The organism is Arsenophonus apicola (genome assembly GCF_020268605.1).
Classification (GTDB): Bacteria; Pseudomonadota; Gammaproteobacteria; order Enterobacterales; family Enterobacteriaceae; genus Arsenophonus; species Arsenophonus apicola.
On sequence record NZ_CP084222.1, the window covers coordinates 2,034,649 to 2,050,647 of the forward strand.

A 15,999-nucleotide genomic window follows, 5' to 3' on the forward strand; every position below is an offset into this window, starting at 1 on the left:
CATCATTAACGTAAATTGACCAGGGTCTGTAACATTTGATCCTGGGTTTTTATGGTTTGCGCATTAGATTGATAATTGCGTTGCGCCAGGATCATCGTCACCAATTCTTGTCCCATATCGACATTAGAGGCTTCTAAAGCATTGGCGGTTAATTTACCGAGAATACCGCTGCCTGCCGTGCCAATAATTGGAGCACCATAACTACCCGTTTCTGACCAAACATTATTACCTTTAGCCACTAAGCCACCTGGATTAGCAAAATTGGCTAATATCACCTGACCAACTAATTGCTGTTGACCATTAGCATAAGAAGCCCGAATTGAGCCATCTTCTTCAAAACTGAAGCCCGTGAATTGCCCCGCCTGATAACCATTTTGCTCTAAACGAGAAATACTTGACTCAGCTAACCGTTGTTGGCGCGAGTCAGCAAAATTAAAATTAATCGTACTGGCCGCACCACCATTATGGGCGGCTAAGTTAAAGTTGAAATTAGCCGCATTCGTTAGCTGGCCATTTTGATTAAAAGAGAGACTGTGGCTAGGTGCGCCTGGCGTTGCCTGGCTAGGATCAACCACATAGATATCCCATTGTGTATTTGCTGCACCAGCAGCGCCAGGGCGCTTAGCAAAATAGACATTGAGTGCCCGCTCATTGCCTAAACTATCAAAGGCAGTCACGCTGGAGCTATAACTATAAGTTTTGTTATCAGTTGGATTAAACGCAGTGGCACCTGTCGCTGCAATAGCTGCCTTACCTGAATCTAAATTAGCTGTCATCCGAATATCATCGGTGGCTCTGGCGTTCATCATATCCGTCGGGACAGTGATTGGGGTTGGCAATGCACCTTTTTGAATGGTCGGCACGCCATTTAACATCGCCACCGGATAGCCAGTTACCACCATCCCTTGCGGGTTAACCAATTGGCCTTTAGCATCTTTACCAAACTGACCGTTACGGCTATAGAAAATGTCACCATTGGTATCTTGTAGCCGGAAAAATCCACCACCAGAAATAGCCAGATCAGTTTCGCGATTGGTTTTGGTGATCGAACCATCACTAAAATTTTGTTGTACTGCTGCTAATTTGACGCCTAATCCAACCCCCGAACCGGCATAGACATCAGCAAAAGCAGCTGAAGCTCCCTTAAAACCAACAGTTGCTGAGTTGGCAATATTATTACCAATGACATCCAGATGACTGGATGCGGCATTTAATCCACTAATTGCTTGTGAAAAGGCCATATGCTCTCCATATTAATTTTTTATCTATTCAATTACAGAACCTGACGGATCTCTTCTAATGAAACACTGTTACCTAAACCAACATCCAGCAACACTCCCTGCTCACCATTGGTCACACCATTAACTAACGCGTAATTTAAGGATTTGACATTTACTTGACCCTGGGCAGAAGTAGCTGTGACAGTAAACTGATAACGACCAACCGGTAATGGGTTGCCATCATTATCTTGGCCATCCCAATTAGCGTGATAAACATCCGGTTTAAATCCTTGTTCATGCTCCATTGTTTTGACAATGCGACCCGTTTTATCACTAATTGTGACCGTGACCTTGTCTGCTGGACGGGTTAATTCAAAACCAAATGGGGTAAAAAAGGTTTCATTAGTGCCAGGCGTGCTTGGCTGGGAATTTTGCTTTTCATATAGGGTAATTTTATTACCCGCTATCATCACGCCCTGGCCAACTAATTTGGTTGCATTTAACGCCTGACTGGCATGCAGTTGGCCAGTTAAACCACTAACTGTCTCATTGAGTTTTTCCACGCCTTGCACGGTACTGATTTGGGCTAACTGGGTGGTCAGTTCATTGTTTTGCATCGGGTTAGTCGGATCTTGATTTTTCATCTGGGTCAGTAATAGCGTCAGAAAATTATTCTGAATATCATCACTGCTCTTTTTCTTGATATTTTGCTGTGAAGCCGGATCACCGACTCTGGAGTTGTCCAGTGATTCATTGATTGAACTTACAACGCCCATTTATCTTCCTTCTTTATTGGCCTAAGGTTAATGTTTTTTGCATTAGCGATTTAGTTGTATTCATCACTTCAATATTGGCCTGGTAACTACGCGAAGCGGAGATGGTATTAATCATCTCGGCAGTCACATCGACATTAGGTTTACGGATATAACCACGTTGATCTGCTAATGGATGAGCAGGCTGATACTCAAGACGAAAAGCCGACGGGTCGTCGACTACCTGAGCAACACTAACGCCACCAATACCATTAGCTGACAGCTCAGAAACAGAAATTACCACTTGTTTAGCACGGTAAGGTTCACCATCAGGACCAGTAACACTATCAGCGTTAGCCATATTGCTGGCGCTGACATTTAAACGTTGCGATTGGGCAGAAAGCGCAGAGCTGCTAATTTCAAAAATCGAAAATAGTGACATCATCTATTCCTTATATTTATTGCATAACCGCCATCATGCTTTTTATCTGTCCATTTAAAATTGACAGATCAGTTTGATATTTGACGCTGTTGTCAGCAAAATGACTACGTTCCATATCCATATCGACGGTATTCCCATCCATAGCTACTTGATGGGGAACCCGATAAAGCAGATCGGCAGTCAGTGAATTTGGAGGCTGCACCGCAATGTGTTTGACGGAGGTGACCGCCATTGTTAACTGCTTACCGGTGACTGAATTTGCCATAAGATTTTTTTCTAATTGGGCACTAAAATCGATATCACGTGCCTGGTAGCCCGGAGTATCAGCATGAGCAATATTGGCCGATAAAATAGCCTGGCGCTGATGCCTTAGTGACAGTGCCTGTTGCTGAAAACTCAGCGTTGCATCAAGTTTATCGAGCATAATTTTCCCCAGTTAACGATCTGTGAGCCAATTTTTGAGTCTATTTTTAGAGCAGTAGCTTATACGCAGAAAAAAAAGTCAAAGGCGGGAAAAAACGATTATTAATGGTTTATTTATGCCATTATGGCCGAAATAATGCTCTACACTGCTGTCTATGCAAATAATGGCTGACTAAATAATGGTTATTAAATAAAGATGAAGAGGAAATTTGTGGTTAATCGAATAATTGTGTCATTATTACTCTTTCTGGCTGTGATCACTAACGCATCGGCTAGCCTGCAAAGCACACTTCAGGACTATTTTAACCAACAGTTTCTAAAGCAAGATAAAGTGAATATTAAAATTCTTGCCCCTTCAGAACATTTATCTGTCTGTAACCAATTACAAATAAAACCTGCCCCTTCTCAACAGCATTGGGGAAAATTAACTCTAGCGGTGATTTGTGACGACAAAAAGCATTATCTTCGCTTAGCCGTTAGCGTTGAAGGGCAATATTGGGTAGCTAATCAGCCAATAAAACGTCATTCGGTCATTAATCAGCACAATCTAGTGGCTAAACGTGGTCTACTAGAAAAATTACCACGCGGTATTATTCGTGATATTCATGCCTACACAAATAGTGTTAGTTTACGTGATATTGCTGCCGGCCAACCGATTAGCCAAAATATGTTGCGCCGAGCTTGGGTTATTCAGGCCGGTAAAAATGTCACTGTTTACGCCCAAGGCCGCCATTTTCAAGTGAAATATGAAGGCAAAGCGATCAATAATGCCGCCGAAAATGAGTCTGTCCGGCTCAGAATGCCAACAGGACAAATTATCACCGCTATTGCACAAAAAGAGGGTTATGCGAAAATTACGCTAAAAAATTAAAGTTTTTGGCCGCTAAGCCGTTATATCACTCATAGAGCAAGATAGTGAACATGAATAATGGCTATCACACCTAACCCGATTAAATAACAGGATGTAACTCATGAGCATTGAAAAAACGACACCGCTTAGTGGTATAACAGCGCTTTCGCACCATGAAGAGCCACAGCCACAACAAAAAAAAGTAAAACAATCCGCCACTAGCGAGCAAAAAGATCCCATCTTTACCTTAAGTCTGAGTGGGGCAGCAGAAAAACTATTACAAGCAAACGACAAAGATATTCGGGTGCAAAAAGTTGAGCAGATACGGCAAAAAATTGAGCTCGGCGAATTAACCATGGATGCAGAAAAAATTGCGGATGTGCTGATCAAATTAAATACCAGCCAATGTGATTAAATTGATGACGCAAGAGACACTACAGGAGATCCTCATTGAGCAACTTTCCCAAGTGGAAACGCTTAATGAGTTACTGCATATTGAATATCAAATACTTAATGCTGGCAAAGTTGATTTACTTCGCTTAAATGAAGTAACAGAAAAAAAACAGTATTGGTTGACTGCATTGCATCATAGTGAACAAAAACGCATCACTAGTAGCCAACAATGCAGTTCTGCCCCACCCTATCAACAAGATACTGCGCTAGCAGCAATCTGGCAGAAAATTGAACCCCAAATTAAGCAGCTTCATCAGCGCAATAGTCAAAATGGGTTGATCCTCAAACAACATATGCAACTCAATCAGGAGCAATTGCGCTTCCTCAAAAAACGTCATAGTCCAGCACTGTATGGTGAACATGGTCAGACAGAAAATATTGTCGCCAGCGGTTACCAGGTCAAAATATGATCCTCAGGCATTGCAAACCAATGCCTTATTTACTATCTAATAAGCTTTTATTGAGCCATTGCGGTTTCATTAATACCTTACTAGTGGCAATGGATGTGGTAATTAGACACCTTCTTTTTCATTCCCTTATGGCTATATATTGCTTCTTTTATTGCCGTTTCTGATTGTTCTTTGCACTGTCGGTGAAGCTGCAAGGCCGCCTTTTGACGATTTGGCCGGCGGGTGATAGACAAAATATAGCCCGTGGAACTTGGTGTTATGGTGAAGCAAAAAATATTATTTATATTTTAAGTTTTTTCATCAAAAAAACGCAAAAGACAGATCCAAAAGATATACAAACAGCTATTAATAGAAAAAAAGATATGATTAGTTGGTATCAAAGAGGAGCGTTAGCAGGAAAAAAGTAATCACATTCCGTGAAAAGCTGGAAGCTAAGAAAAAAGAGGGGAATTCTGAGTTCATTCAGGTGTTTAATGAGAATAAACAAGCCCTTGAATTACATATTCAATTATAAGAGCAAATGAAAACATGGAGAGAGTAAGCTGGGTTAACAAGTGCAGAAATTGCGGCAAAAATCGGGATAACTCCGCCAACAATATCTAAACTTAAAAGAAATGCGGACCGGGCAAGTCTCAAAGAATAATAAAATATGTAAATGCCTGTGGGTTAAAATAAATAAGAATCAATGTAATATAATTTAATAGGCTCTAATTATCCCCGCAATTTGTTGCTGGGTTTTCTATCCCTCAATAATAAAATATTCATGAAATATCTATATTTTTGAGTATTATTTTTTTCATTAACTCCATAACTAGGCAATAAAACCCGTTATCTTTTGCCTTTATTTAATCGATTAATATTTTATGCAGGTATTATGCGAGAGAATTTTACCGCTGGCGATGAACGTCTTGGCCACATAAAAGTGATCAATACGTTCATCGTTAATGTTAACTGGTCGGTTGACCAATAAAAGAGGTTAAACGAATTTTTCGCTCATCGCTGATTTCAAGACTGGAAACTACAGCAAGCTGTGGTAAAGCGCGACGTAAAAAACGTGACATTAAAGGGCGTAAACTATGATTCACAATTAATACCAGTGGTGCACCAATTAAGCTTTGATTATTCAGCGCTTCAATCGCCTGTTGCTCAATATTACCGGCCAGACCCGGCTCTAATCCACCTCCCGATTGCAGCGCCTGGATCAAAACCCGTTCAAGGCTAATATCTAGACCAATAGCCTGGATCTCTTCTTTATCACCAAACCAGTGCTGGGTAATCGCTCTGGCTAAAGCAATGCGGACCAAACTGGTCAGTTCCGTTACCTCTTTTTGCTCAGCGGCATGCTCAGCTAACGTTTCGATGATAGTACGCATATCACGGATCGGCACCTGCTCGCTTAATAAATTTTGCAATACTTTATGAAACAGCGTTAAATTGATCACATCAGGCATCAGATCCTGGGTTAGTTTCGATAACTCTTTACTGATCCGTTCATAAAGCTGCTGTGCTTCCTGCCGACCAAAAAACTCATGGGCAAATCGGCTTAAAAGATGATTAAAATGGGTCGCAATCACAGTACTGGCTGCTACCACCGTATAACCTTGCACTTGAGCCTGTTCACGTAATGCTTCATCGATCAAAACGGCTGGTAAACCAAAAGCGGGTTCTTGGGTGGCATCACCGGTTAATTCTCCTATCGCACCACCTGGATTGATCGCTAACCAACGTCCTGGATAGGCTTCTCCTCGACCAATTTCTACCCCTTTCATTAAAATGCGGTAAGCTTCCGGCTTGAGCGCCATATTATCGCGAATATGTAGCACCGGCGGTAAGTAACCCATCTCTTTAGCAAACTTTTTGCGGATGCCCCCAATCCGATTGAGTAGTTCACCGTTCTGTCCCTGATCAACCATCGGTATCAAACGGTAACCAATCTCCATCCCTAATGGATCTTCAGGCTGAACATCATCCCAACTAACCTCTATCGCTTGATAACGCTGCTCAATGTTTTGTTTTAGTTCTACATCAATTACCGGCTTAGCTGAACGTTTCATCAATTTCCAACCAATAAAACCTAAGAGCAAAGTAAACAGTAGAAAAACAATATTTGGCATACCAGGGACTAGACCAAGTAAACCTAATACACCAGCAGTTAACATCAATACCCGTGGATTATCAAACAGTTGACCTAACATCTGCTCACCCACGTCTTCATCAGTCGCTACGCGGGTAACAATCACGCCAGCAGCAGTAGAAATAATCAATGCCGGAATTTGAGCAACTAAACCGTCACCAATGGTTAACAATGTGTAGATACTGGCTGATTCACCCAGGGTTAAGCCATGTTGCGCAACACCAACCACTAAACCACCAATGATATTGATTGCCATAATCATCAATCCAGCAATAGCATCGCCACGCACAAATTTACTGGCACCATCCATTGAACCATAGAAATCAGACTCTTGGGTTACTTCTTTACGTCGCGCTTTAGCTTCAGCTTCATCAATCAAGCCGGCATTCAGATCAGCATCGATCGCCATCTGCTTACCTGGCATGCCATCTAAAACAAAGCGGGTCCCCACTTCGGCTATACGACCAGCACCTTTGGTGATCACCATAAAGTTAATCAGGATCAGAATAATAAAGACCACTATACCAATAGCAAAATTACCACCCACCAAAAAGTGACCAAAGGATTCGACAACCTTGCCTGCCGCCGCCGCTCCAGTATGTCCTTCTAACAGTATAACTCTGGTTGAAGCCACATTAAGTGTTAGCCGTAATAGAGTTGAAAACAGCAAAATAGTCGGAAATGCTGCAAATTCAAGGGTGCGCTTGGTAAACATGGCCACTAATAAAACCATAATTGAGAGGGCAATATTAAAAGTGAACAACATATCTAGTAAAAAAGGCGGCAATGGCAAAACCATCATTGACAAAATTAATAGGATCAATATCGGTCCTGCTAAAATTTGCCATTGAGTATTTTTTAAGTCTTTAGGTAGACGCAATCGTGAGGCTAAGTTAGCCATGAGTATTAATATCTCCTGCAAAATCCAGTCCCTGAGGTACTAATACATTGGTTGGTTTCTTTGGTTTCAATCCGCCTTCTCGCTGCCAGCGTCTGAGCTGATATACCCAGGCCAACACCTCTGCCACCGCGGCATAAAGTGTTGCCGGGATATGACCCCCGACTTTGCTATGGCGATAGAGCGCTCTTGCCAGAGGGGGGGCCTCCAGCACTGGAATACGATTTTCCTCACCCAGTTGCTTAATATTTAATGCAATTAATCCAGCCCCTTTTGCCAATACTTTCGGTGCTTGCATTGCTTGATTGTCGTACTGTAACGCCACCGCATAATGGGTCGGGTTAGTAATAATAACATCGGCTTTTGGTACATCAGCCATCATTCTACGGCGAGAAATCTCTCGCTGTTGCTGACGAATACGCGCTTTTATATGCGGATCACCTTCTTGCTGTTTGAACTCATCCTTGATTTCTTGGCGTGTCATTCTGAGTTTTTTCAAATGGCTGCGCAGCTGATAAATAAGATCAAAACCCACTAATGGAATCAGCATAAAAATGGCAATATAAGCGGCAAATATTATTAATTGCGCTGCTTGACTTAGTGCCAGATGACGGGGTTCAGTGACTAAGTGAAAAAAGTGAGGAAGATTGACCCATAAAAAAAGAGTAATACCAATTGAAACTAACATCACTTTCAATAATGCTTTAAACAACTCAGCCAATGCATTAATTGAAATAAGCGTTTTAATCCAGTGATTGGATTTAATTTTTTCCAGTCAAATTTAATCGCTTTAAAATTAATATGTATCTTACCAAAAAAACTGGGGGCAGCAAAGGCGATTAATACCAATCCGGCTATAATCGGCAATAATGCATTCAGGCCTATTTTAATTGACTCAAACACTATATTAGGCAATAGCTGACTGTTATATAAAATATATTTATCAAAATAAAAAGTCTGTGAAAAAAGTGCATGCAGCTTTTGATAACAATAAGGACCACAAATCCAAAATAGCGAAACACCGGTAATTAACATGAAAAAAGAACTTAATTCACGTGAACGAACAACCTGGCCCTCTTCCATTGCTTTTTCTTTTTTTCTGGCGGTAGGTTCTTCGGTTTTTTCTAAATCACTCTCTTCTGCCACTCCCTTTTACCTCGTTAATATTCTTTTGACAAAGGAAATGCGCTAAGCTTGCCATAATAAGATCAACTTAAAAGGGAGATAACAAAGAAAAAATAGTTATTATTTATGCTATTAAAAAATGCAAAAATCATAATAACTGAAAAAGTGTTAATATTTGTCTCTATTATAAAATGCTTGAATTATGGCTATTTATTTACTGCTATTAGTCGGGCGCAATAACGATAAACGATCTTGTTGTCTATTGGCCCTGGTTTTTTCTTTATTTGAAATTACGCTTTTTATGCCAATGTATAATCCATAGCTGAATAAAATCATTAATATTTCACATCTTAATAAAATGAATCTATACTTTTTAAACTACATAAATATTATTTGGTTAGGGATTATTATGAGAAAATTACTATTAATTTGTAGCATGGGTTTATTAGCATTTATTATCACTGCTTGTTCAGAAGAAGAGAAAAAAATTGACTATATCGGTGCAACTGATAACTGTAAAGCTTATTTCTCTGAAGTAGACTCTCTAGTTACTAAGGCCTCTGAAAACCCACAAACAAAAGCTCAACTTGATTCAATAAAAAATCAGCTTGAAGATGGCAAAAAACAGATCGTTGCCCTGCCTAAAGATCAGCAAGATAAAGCTTGCAAACAAGGCATTGATGCAATGAAGCAGATAAAACAGTCATTAAATATGAAGTAAATAATACGCGATCTACTTATAAGAGATACATGGCTTATTTTATTTTGAATAATCTTGTATCTCTTTTTTTCCATCTTAACCTCCAAAGGGTACTCCCACCGACATAAGGTGGGAGGGGAATTTGGTCGGGCTTGAAAAGCCCGAAGAATGATCAGCCACGCTGATTTTGAATGTATTGCTTAACAACTTCCAGCGGTGCTCCCCCGCACGAACCTGCAAAGTATGATCGAGACCACAACACTGGCTTGCCGTAAGCCCCACGCAAGTCTAGAAACTCATTACGCAGACGACGAGACGTTACCGCTTTCAGCGAGTTTACTAGTACTGACAACTGCACTGTGGGCGGGTACTCGATCAGCATATGAACGTGATCGGACTCTCCGTTACTTTCCTTTAAATCAGCCCCAAAGTCGCGACACACTTCACCTGCATACTGATGAAATGCTTTGTAGTGCAAGCCACTGAGTACTTTCTTTCGGTACTTAGTCACAAAGACAAGGTGAACATGTAAAAGAAACGCTGCATGTCTTGAACGGTTGATTTTATATTTTTGCATTGAAATTAACCGGATATACGGTAAGATAGTGAGATAATTTACTACACACTGAGTAATAATGCTAATTCTAAAAGCCTACAAATTCAGACTCGAACCAACCGAAAAACAGTCGCAACGTTTGCGGCAGTTGTGCGGATGCGCTCGTTTTATCTGGAATTACGGGCTAGCAGAGACGCAACGCATTATTGAATCCGGCGGTAAACTACCGTCAGCGTTTGAACTAAATCGGATGCTCACAGAATGGAAAAAAAAGCCGGAACATTCCTTTTTGCAAGAAGCCTACACGGATAATCTTCAGCAGAAACTCAAAGATCTGCACGGGGCATGGAAACGCTGCTTTGATAAAAAACTGGCAGCAAAAGCTCCTGTATTTAAAAGGAAAAATGACGGGCGTGATTCAGTTCGTTTTGTTAATTTTGATAAATATTGTCAGCTCGATAATGGCAGAGTGAGATTACCGTCAGGTTTGGTATGGGTAAAGTTCCGGCAGTCGCAAAAGCTGTACGGTAAGATTAAAACGCAACCGTTAGCCAACATGCGGGACACTGGTATATATCGTTTCAGGTCGAACTGGAAATGGACATTCAGCCTCATTCGTCAGCAACAATGATTGGTTTGGATGCAGGTGTAACCAGACTCGCCACGCTGTCAGACGGCACAGTGTTTGAACCTGTAAACAGTTTTAAAACCAACCAAAAAAAGCTGGCGAAATTCCAGCGTCAGTTAAGCTGTAAAGTTAAATTCAGCAATAACTGGAAAAACAGAAGCGAAAAATCCAACGTCTCCACTCGCATATAACCAATATCCGCAAAGACTACCTTCACAAAGTCACCAGTGAAATCAGCAAAAACCACGCGATGATCGTCATTGAGGACTTAAAGGTCAGTAACATGTCGAAATCGGCAAAAGGTACACAAGAGCAGCACGGACGGAATGTCAGGGCAAAATCAGGACTTAACCGTTCGATACTGGATCAGGGTTGGTATGAAATGCGCCGTCAGCTTGAGTACAAGCAGCTATGGCGCGGTGGTCAGGTATTAGCTGTGCCTCCGGCATATACAAGTCAACGGTGTGCATGTTGTGGTCATACAGCGAAAGAAAATCGTCAATCACAAAGTAGATTCGAGTGCCTTGAGTGCGGGTATACAGAGAACGCAGATATCAACGGAGCTCGTAACATTTTAGCGGCAGGACATGCCGTGTTAGCCTGTGAAGTGAACGGTGCAGTAATGCCGTCAGCAGCAGGAACCAGGCTTCTGAGCGATCAGATAGTCTCCGACTAACGGGAATCCCCCTCCTGAGTCACGAAGTGTGAAGGTGGGGGAGGATGTCAACTATTGCATATTATTAATCAATTACAGTGAATGGCGCTGACTAGTTATATTTATCTCATTTATAATCCCAGGCTGGTCAGTAATTCATCTACTTGGGTTTGCTGACAATAATTTTCTTTGCGGTCAGTCATAAGTTGTGGTCCATTAAGTAATTCATTCGACCGATTTATCGACGATAAGGAATTAGCAATATCTGGCGTCATATTTTCTAATAAAACTGACACAAGTTGCTGTTCAATTTCCTGTATTATTAAAGAGAGTTTTTTAATCACTTGGCCGGTTAAATCTTGAAAATCTTGGGCCATCATAATAGCCAATAATTGCGTATTAATTTGACTATTAACTTGCGGTGACTGAGACAGATACTGTCGCGTATCCGCCACCAACGATTTAGTTTCCGTTAATTCAATGGATAATTGCGCCCATTGATCCCAGCGTTGTGTCAACTGTTCTGCTTGTTGAATTAACCACTCCTGTTTTGGTTTGATTTGATCGAGACTATTAAGGGTTTTTTCTGCCGCTTGAAAAGTCATCTGGGCGATATAATCAAGACGCTGTTGGGTATCCGGTATCACTTCTACCGCTCTGGATATATTTTTGTCTAAACCTAACTCACGTAATCCTTCATGAATAATGCGGGTCAACCGCCCAAGACGGTTAATGATTTCTAATTTATCGCTATGAGATTCTGGTTTTTCATCTTGCCTGTTAACCATATTACCTCCTTGTTTTATGCCATTTTTTGAATAATCTGTTCAATTTTCTGCTCAAGAATAGCAGCGGTAAAAGGTTTCACCACATAACCACTGGCACCGGCTTTTGATGCAGCAATGATGTTTTCCTTTTTGGCTTCCGCAGTCACCATTAAAACCGGCAGCTTTGCCCACTTTTCCTGTTGGCGGATCGTTTCAAGCAATAATAAACCATCCATATTGGGCATATTCCAGTCTGTAATAATAAAATCAAAATTATGTTTATTCATTTTAGCCAAAGCATCTTCACCATCTTCAGCCTCTTCTACATTATGAAACCCTGATTCTTTCAACAAATTACGTAATATTCTTCTCATCGTTGAGAAATCATCTACGATCAGAAACATTAATTCTTTATTTGTCATGGTTTAAATAGCCCTATCTCACTTTCTATTCGTTGCACATTACACTGCATAACGTTGCTCTAATTTATCAAGTAACAATCGACCAAGATCATTAATATCACCAACTTCATCTACCGCATTTAACTGCAATGCGACTTTTGGCATACCATAAACAACACAGCTTTTTTCATTCTGTGCAAAGGTATAAGCGCCCGCTTGCCGCATGGCTAATAATCCCATAGCTCCATCATTTCCCATTCCAGTAAGAATCATGCCAATTGCCCGCTTTCCTGCGGTTTGAGCAACGGAAAAAAATAAATTATCAACCGAAGGCCGGTGATGGTTAACCATATCTTGTTGATGCAATACTATTTGGTAATATCGGCCGGTTTTGGTTAAAGCTAAATGAAAATTACCTGGCGCAATATAAACATGTCCAGCTAATAACTTTTCTCCCTGTTCTGCTTCTTTAACTTGCAGAAAACAGCAACGATTCAAACGCTCAGCAAAAGAGCGGGTGAAACCTGCTGGCATATGTTGCGCAACGACAATTGCTGGTATATTTTGCGGTAAACCTTGTAATAAATGTCGAATGGCCTCAGTACCACCAGTTGAGGCACCAATTGCAATAACATCATTGGTAATTTGCGGTAAGGGCAGATTAAGCTTTGGATATTTCGCTACTTGATAGCGCCTTTTTATAATATTTGCTTTTGCTGCCACTCTTATTTTGTCACTTAATAAATTGGCATAAGCCGATACACCTTGTTTGAAATTCAAGGTTTGTTTGGTGACAAAATCTACCGCGCCTAACTCCAAAGCACGTAATGTTGCCTGTGAGCCATTAGTGGTTAAGGTTGAAACCATAATCACCGGCATCGGACGTAAGCGCATGATTTTTTCTAAAAAAGAGAGTCCATCCATGCGTGGCATCTCAATATCCAGTGTCAATACGTGTGGATGTCGCTGTTTTATCATCTCCCGTGCAATATAGGGATCAGCCGCACAGCCAACCACTTCCATGTCCGGCTGCTGATCCAGGATTTCCCGCATAATTTTGCGCATTAAAGCTGAATCATCAACACAAAGTACCTTTATTTTTTCCATCGCTGTATCTTCTGATTTTTCAATTGATAAATACTGCGCTCAACTAATTGATAATGGCTATTTGGTTGGCAAATATTTTCTGAGTGACCGATCACCAATAGACCATCTTTTTTTAATAGCGGTAAAAAACGATCTAATAACTCTTGTTGCATTTTGTTTTCAAAATAGATCATCACATTACGACAAAAAATGACATCAAACTGCCCCTCTATTGGCCAATATTTGTCCTTAAGATTAATCTGCCGAAACTGAATTTGTTTACGTAAACCCTCATGGATACCTATATAGCCTTGATTATCGCCTTGACCTTTTAATAAAAAGGGTTTTCTTAACTGTGGCGGGATGGCCGTTATCACTTCCTCAGCATAAATACCCTGCTGGGCAATCTGCAAAACCTGGCTATTAATATCACTCGCCACAATTTCTTTACGAAAAACATGATCACCTTTAATATTATTTAATACCATTGCAACGGAATAGGCTTCTTCTCCGGTAGAGACGGCCGTACACCACACTCGATAAACATCCTGTCTATTAGCTTTAGCATGTTGCGCTACCACATCAAAATGGTGTGCTTCTCGAAAAAATGCGGTCAAATTGGTGGTTAATGCATTGATAAAGTATTGCCATTCAGTGCCTTGCTTATGTTGCATCAGTAAAGCGACATATTGTTCAAAACAGGTTAATTGCAAGATTTTCAATCTCTTAAGCAATCTATTGTAAACCATCATTTTTTTCTGCTTTAGCAAAACAATGCCGGTTTTTTGGTAAATAAGGTCACAAATCTGTTTAAACGCTTGATCACTTAATTGCCATTGCTGCTGATGACAATCGCCAGGCATCAATTTCATTTATTATCTGCCTGTAATAAGTTCATTTTCACCGTTAAATAATTAAAACAACGTGATGGCAACTTAAATTTCGATACGATATTTATCAGAGTTTCAGTTTGCATTTCTAAGGTCTCGACAACATGACATGATTGCTCTACCAAGGTGGCATTTTGTTGGGTCATCTGTTCCATTTGTTCTATGCTGATCGCAACCTGCTGGATCCCCTGATTTTGCTCTTTGGTCGCTGCTGCAATTTCTTGCATAAGCTTAGTAACCTGTTTAACAGAAACGACTAGTTCGTTGATGGTACGACCCGCATGATTAACCAATTCAGCTCCCATAGAGACACATTCGACATATTCATCTATCAGGCTTTTTATCTCTTTCGCCGCTTCTGCACTGCGTTGCGCTAATTCTCTGACTTCAGTAGCAACAACAGAAAAACCTCGCCCTTGTTCACCCGCTCTGGCAGCCTCTACCGCTGCATTTAACGCTAATATATTTGTTTGAAAAGCAATTCCATCGATCACGCTAATAATTGCAGCAATTTTTTGCGAACTTTGGGTAATACTGGTCATCGTATCGACCACTTTACCCGTCAATTGTCCACTTTTAGTGGCTGTTCTTTCAGCAGAAATTGCCAGTTCATTGGCTTGTTGCGCATGATGGGCATTTTGTTGAACAATGACGGTAAACTGCTCTATGCCAGCAGCAGTCTGTTCTAAGTTAATACTTTGCTGTTGAGTATGTTTCGCCAGGGCTATATTACCCGTTTTCACCGCTTGCATACCTGTTTGCATTTCACGGGTATTGAACCTTACTGCCGCTACTGAGGTAATAATTGCTTCTCGCATTTCAGCAAACTTGGTAAAAATTTTACCCAATTCATCTTGCTCACTTTCCATTAGCGGCTTATCTAAATAACCATTAGCAATATCAGTAAAACAATTTTTCATCATGGTAAAACGGGCTATTAATTTTTTTTGCAAATTAAAATGAGTCAATAGACAAGCGATAAAAACCGTAATCAGGGTTATAACAGCCATAATTAAGGCAGATTGACTTGAATCTCGACTATATTTTGCCGCCTCACCAACTTCATTATTGATATGCTTAATATAAGTAAAATAACTATTTTCAAACCTTAATAGATGCCCTTCACTCGGTACTTGTAAAGCCTGTTTAATCTCTCGTTTATCTAGTAATTTCTTTATCATATGAAGTGCATGGTTCAGAGCCTGATAATCGCGTTCAATATCAGCGGTAATTTTTCCGCTTGTTTCTTGATAATATTGCTGAGACAACTGACTAAACTGGTGAAAATATTTTTCTGTCTCGGCTAATTGGTTATCAATTCGGCTACTTAATATCGCCAATTTATCGGCTGGATAATCTGTTTGCATCCGCAACGTCAGTCGATTCAGGGTACTGCGAGCTTTAAGTAAATGATTCCAACTTAAGGTCAAAGCCTCTAATTTATCTATCTTGATATCTACATGTTCAAAGTGAGATTGCTGCTGATGAAAGATATTGACCGCAGTCCCCCCTGTCACACATTGCATAGTACAAAAAAAAAGCAGTAATAAGTGAAGACGAGTCGATACCCTGAGTGTTAATTTCATCCTTGTAGCCTTAATCCTTAATT

18 protein-coding genes and 2 pseudogenes are annotated in these 15,999 nt (G+C 40.5%); 8 read left to right on the top strand and 12 right to left on the bottom strand.

All coding sequences use genetic code 11. From position 1 onward, the window contains the following. Positions 1-5: 5 nt before the first annotated feature. Genes flgE through flgB form a run of 4 tightly spaced genes read right to left on the bottom strand, consistent with a single transcriptional unit; the run spans position 6 to position 2,838 of the window. Positions 6-1,241 (bottom strand): flagellar hook protein FlgE, encoded by a 1,236-nt coding sequence (flgE, locus tag LDL57_RS09705; protein ID WP_180560867.1) that lies wholly within the window; start codon positions 1,239-1,241, stop codon positions 6-8. Between the two features lie 32 nt (positions 1,242-1,273). Beyond that, positions 1,274-1,996: a flagellar hook assembly protein FlgD gene (locus LDL57_RS09710; protein WP_225505521.1), complete on the bottom strand. Its 723-nt coding sequence runs from the start codon at positions 1,994-1,996 to the stop codon at positions 1,274-1,276. A 13-nt stretch (positions 1,997-2,009) separates the two neighbouring features. After that, positions 2,010-2,414: a flagellar basal body rod protein FlgC gene (flgC, locus tag LDL57_RS09715; RefSeq protein WP_180561004.1), complete on the bottom strand. Its 405-nt coding sequence runs from the start codon at positions 2,412-2,414 to the stop codon at positions 2,010-2,012. A 16-nt stretch (positions 2,415-2,430) separates the two neighbouring features. Then, a complete protein-coding gene (flgB, locus tag LDL57_RS09720; RefSeq protein WP_180560869.1) occupies positions 2,431-2,838 on the bottom strand; it encodes a flagellar basal body rod protein FlgB in 408 nt (135 codons plus the stop codon). A 210-nt stretch (positions 2,839-3,048) separates the two neighbouring features. Here flgB and flgA point away from each other — a divergent pair, with 210 nt between their 5' ends. The 5 genes from flgA to LDL57_RS18185 all read left to right on the top strand — a co-directional run bounded on the left by flgA (position 3,049) and on the right by LDL57_RS18185 (position 5,193). Further along, positions 3,049-3,708 (top strand): flagellar basal body P-ring formation chaperone FlgA, encoded by a 660-nt coding sequence (flgA, locus tag LDL57_RS09725; RefSeq protein ID WP_225505523.1) that lies wholly within the window; start codon positions 3,049-3,051, stop codon positions 3,706-3,708. Between the two features lie 100 nt (positions 3,709-3,808). Further along, positions 3,809-4,102, top strand: coding sequence for a flagellar biosynthesis anti-sigma factor FlgM (gene flgM / locus LDL57_RS09730; protein WP_180560872.1), 294 nt, complete (start codon positions 3,809-3,811; stop codon positions 4,100-4,102). A gap of 4 nt (positions 4,103-4,106) precedes the next feature. Next, positions 4,107-4,550, top strand: a complete 444-nt coding sequence (locus LDL57_RS09735) for a flagellar protein FlgN (protein WP_180560873.1) — start codon at positions 4,107-4,109, stop codon at positions 4,548-4,550. A 203-nt stretch (positions 4,551-4,753) separates the two neighbouring features. Beyond that, positions 4,754-4,957, top strand: coding sequence for a type II toxin-antitoxin system RelE/ParE family toxin (locus LDL57_RS09740; protein WP_180560874.1), 204 nt, complete (start codon positions 4,754-4,756; stop codon positions 4,955-4,957). A 173-nt stretch (positions 4,958-5,130) separates the two neighbouring features. Then, the gene (locus LDL57_RS18185; protein ID WP_370520709.1) at positions 5,131-5,193 is read left to right on the top strand and encodes a hypothetical protein; all 63 of its coding nucleotides are present in this window, start codon (positions 5,131-5,133) and stop codon (positions 5,191-5,193) included. A gap of 304 nt (positions 5,194-5,497) precedes the next feature. Here LDL57_RS18185 and flhA read toward each other — a convergent pair whose 3' ends face one another. Together flhA and flhB are read right to left on the bottom strand one after the other, a co-directional pair. After that, complete coding sequence (flhA, locus tag LDL57_RS09750) at positions 5,498-7,585, bottom strand: flagellar biosynthesis protein FlhA (RefSeq protein ID WP_225505526.1); 2,088 nt, start codon at positions 7,583-7,585, stop codon at positions 5,498-5,500. After that, positions 7,578-8,728: pseudogene (gene flhB / locus LDL57_RS09755) on the bottom strand (flagellar biosynthesis protein FlhB). The gene flhA and the pseudogene flhB overlap by 8 nt, the downstream one beginning before the upstream one ends. Before the next feature lie 388 nt (positions 8,729-9,116). Here flhB and LDL57_RS09760 point away from each other — a divergent pair. After that, positions 9,117-9,428 (top strand): DUF5339 domain-containing protein, encoded by a 312-nt coding sequence (locus LDL57_RS09760; RefSeq protein ID WP_225505528.1) that lies wholly within the window; start codon positions 9,117-9,119, stop codon positions 9,426-9,428. 151 nt (positions 9,429-9,579) lie between these two features. On the opposite strand, the gene tnpA is transcribed toward LDL57_RS09760, so the two are convergent. Further along, positions 9,580-9,984: an IS200/IS605 family transposase gene (gene tnpA, locus LDL57_RS09765; protein WP_225505529.1), complete on the bottom strand. Its 405-nt coding sequence runs from the start codon at positions 9,982-9,984 to the stop codon at positions 9,580-9,582. Positions 9,985-10,042: 58 nt separating this feature from the next. On the opposite strand from tnpA, the gene LDL57_RS17775 reads away from it, so the two are divergent. Next, the gene (locus LDL57_RS17775) at positions 10,043-10,594 is read left to right on the top strand and encodes an RNA-guided endonuclease InsQ/TnpB family protein (protein WP_255653840.1); all 552 of its coding nucleotides are present in this window, start codon (positions 10,043-10,045) and stop codon (positions 10,592-10,594) included. After that, a pseudogene (locus tag LDL57_RS17780) lies at positions 10,591-11,267 on the top strand (RNA-guided endonuclease InsQ/TnpB family protein). The gene LDL57_RS17775 and the pseudogene LDL57_RS17780 overlap by 4 nt, the downstream one beginning before the upstream one ends. Positions 11,268-11,377: 110 nt before the next feature. Here the strand turns inward: LDL57_RS17780 and LDL57_RS09775 are convergent. Genes LDL57_RS09775 through LDL57_RS09795 form a run of 5 tightly spaced genes read right to left on the bottom strand, consistent with a single transcriptional unit; the run spans position 11,378 to position 15,976 of the window. Further along, positions 11,378-12,034 carry a protein phosphatase CheZ gene (locus LDL57_RS09775; protein ID WP_180560878.1) on the bottom strand — a complete coding sequence of 219 codons (657 nt, stop codon included), beginning with the start codon at positions 12,032-12,034 and terminating at the stop codon, positions 11,378-11,380. Between the two features lie 14 nt (positions 12,035-12,048). Then, positions 12,049-12,435, bottom strand: coding sequence for a chemotaxis response regulator CheY (gene cheY / locus LDL57_RS09780; protein ID WP_026823460.1), 387 nt, complete (start codon positions 12,433-12,435; stop codon positions 12,049-12,051). A gap of 39 nt (positions 12,436-12,474) precedes the next feature. Further along, positions 12,475-13,521, bottom strand: a complete 1,047-nt coding sequence (locus LDL57_RS09785) for a protein-glutamate methylesterase/protein-glutamine glutaminase (protein WP_180560879.1) — start codon at positions 13,519-13,521, stop codon at positions 12,475-12,477. Next, the gene (locus LDL57_RS09790) at positions 13,509-14,372 is read right to left on the bottom strand and encodes a CheR family methyltransferase (RefSeq protein WP_180560880.1); all 864 of its coding nucleotides are present in this window, start codon (positions 14,370-14,372) and stop codon (positions 13,509-13,511) included. The genes LDL57_RS09785 and LDL57_RS09790 overlap by 13 nt, the downstream gene beginning before the upstream one ends. Next, the gene (locus LDL57_RS09795) at positions 14,369-15,976 is read right to left on the bottom strand and encodes a methyl-accepting chemotaxis protein (RefSeq protein WP_225505530.1); all 1,608 of its coding nucleotides are present in this window, start codon (positions 15,974-15,976) and stop codon (positions 14,369-14,371) included. Before LDL57_RS09795 ends, LDL57_RS09790 begins: the two co-directional genes overlap by 4 nt. Between the last annotated feature and the right edge of the window lie 23 nt (positions 15,977-15,999).

Bases quoted from the DNA above. Each gene is read 5' to 3' on its own strand.
- flgE (WP_180560867.1), bottom strand. From the start codon at position 1,241: ATGGCCTTTTCACAAGCAATTAGTGGATTAAATGCCGCATCCAGTCAT.
- LDL57_RS09710 (WP_225505521.1), bottom strand. From the start codon at position 1,996: ATGGGCGTTGTAAGTTCAATCAATGAATCACTGGACAACTCCAGAGTC.
- flgC (WP_180561004.1), bottom strand. From the start codon at position 2,414: ATGTCACTATTTTCGATTTTTGAAATTAGCAGCTCTGCGCTTTCTGCC.
- flgB (WP_180560869.1), bottom strand. From the start codon at position 2,838: ATGCTCGATAAACTTGATGCAACGCTGAGTTTTCAGCAACAGGCACTG.
- flgM (WP_180560872.1), top strand. From the start codon at position 3,809: ATGAGCATTGAAAAAACGACACCGCTTAGTGGTATAACAGCGCTTTCG.
- LDL57_RS09735 (WP_180560873.1), top strand. From the start codon at position 4,107: ATGACGCAAGAGACACTACAGGAGATCCTCATTGAGCAACTTTCCCAA.
- flhA (WP_225505526.1), bottom strand. From the start codon at position 7,585: ATGGCTAACTTAGCCTCACGATTGCGTCTACCTAAAGACTTAAAAAAT.
- LDL57_RS09760 (WP_225505528.1), top strand. From the start codon at position 9,117: ATGAGAAAATTACTATTAATTTGTAGCATGGGTTTATTAGCATTTATT.
- tnpA (WP_225505529.1), bottom strand. From the start codon at position 9,984: ATGCAAAAATATAAAATCAACCGTTCAAGACATGCAGCGTTTCTTTTA.
- LDL57_RS17775 (WP_255653840.1), top strand. From the start codon at position 10,043: ATGCTAATTCTAAAAGCCTACAAATTCAGACTCGAACCAACCGAAAAA.
- LDL57_RS09775 (WP_180560878.1), bottom strand. From the start codon at position 12,034: ATGGTTAACAGGCAAGATGAAAAACCAGAATCTCATAGCGATAAATTA.
- cheY (WP_026823460.1), bottom strand. From the start codon at position 12,435: ATGACAAATAAAGAATTAATGTTTCTGATCGTAGATGATTTCTCAACG.
- LDL57_RS09785 (WP_180560879.1), bottom strand. From the start codon at position 13,521: ATGGAAAAAATAAAGGTACTTTGTGTTGATGATTCAGCTTTAATGCGC.
- LDL57_RS09790 (WP_180560880.1), bottom strand. From the start codon at position 14,372: ATGAAATTGATGCCTGGCGATTGTCATCAGCAGCAATGGCAATTAAGT.
- LDL57_RS09795 (WP_225505530.1), bottom strand. From the start codon at position 15,976: ATGAAATTAACACTCAGGGTATCGACTCGTCTTCACTTATTACTGCTT.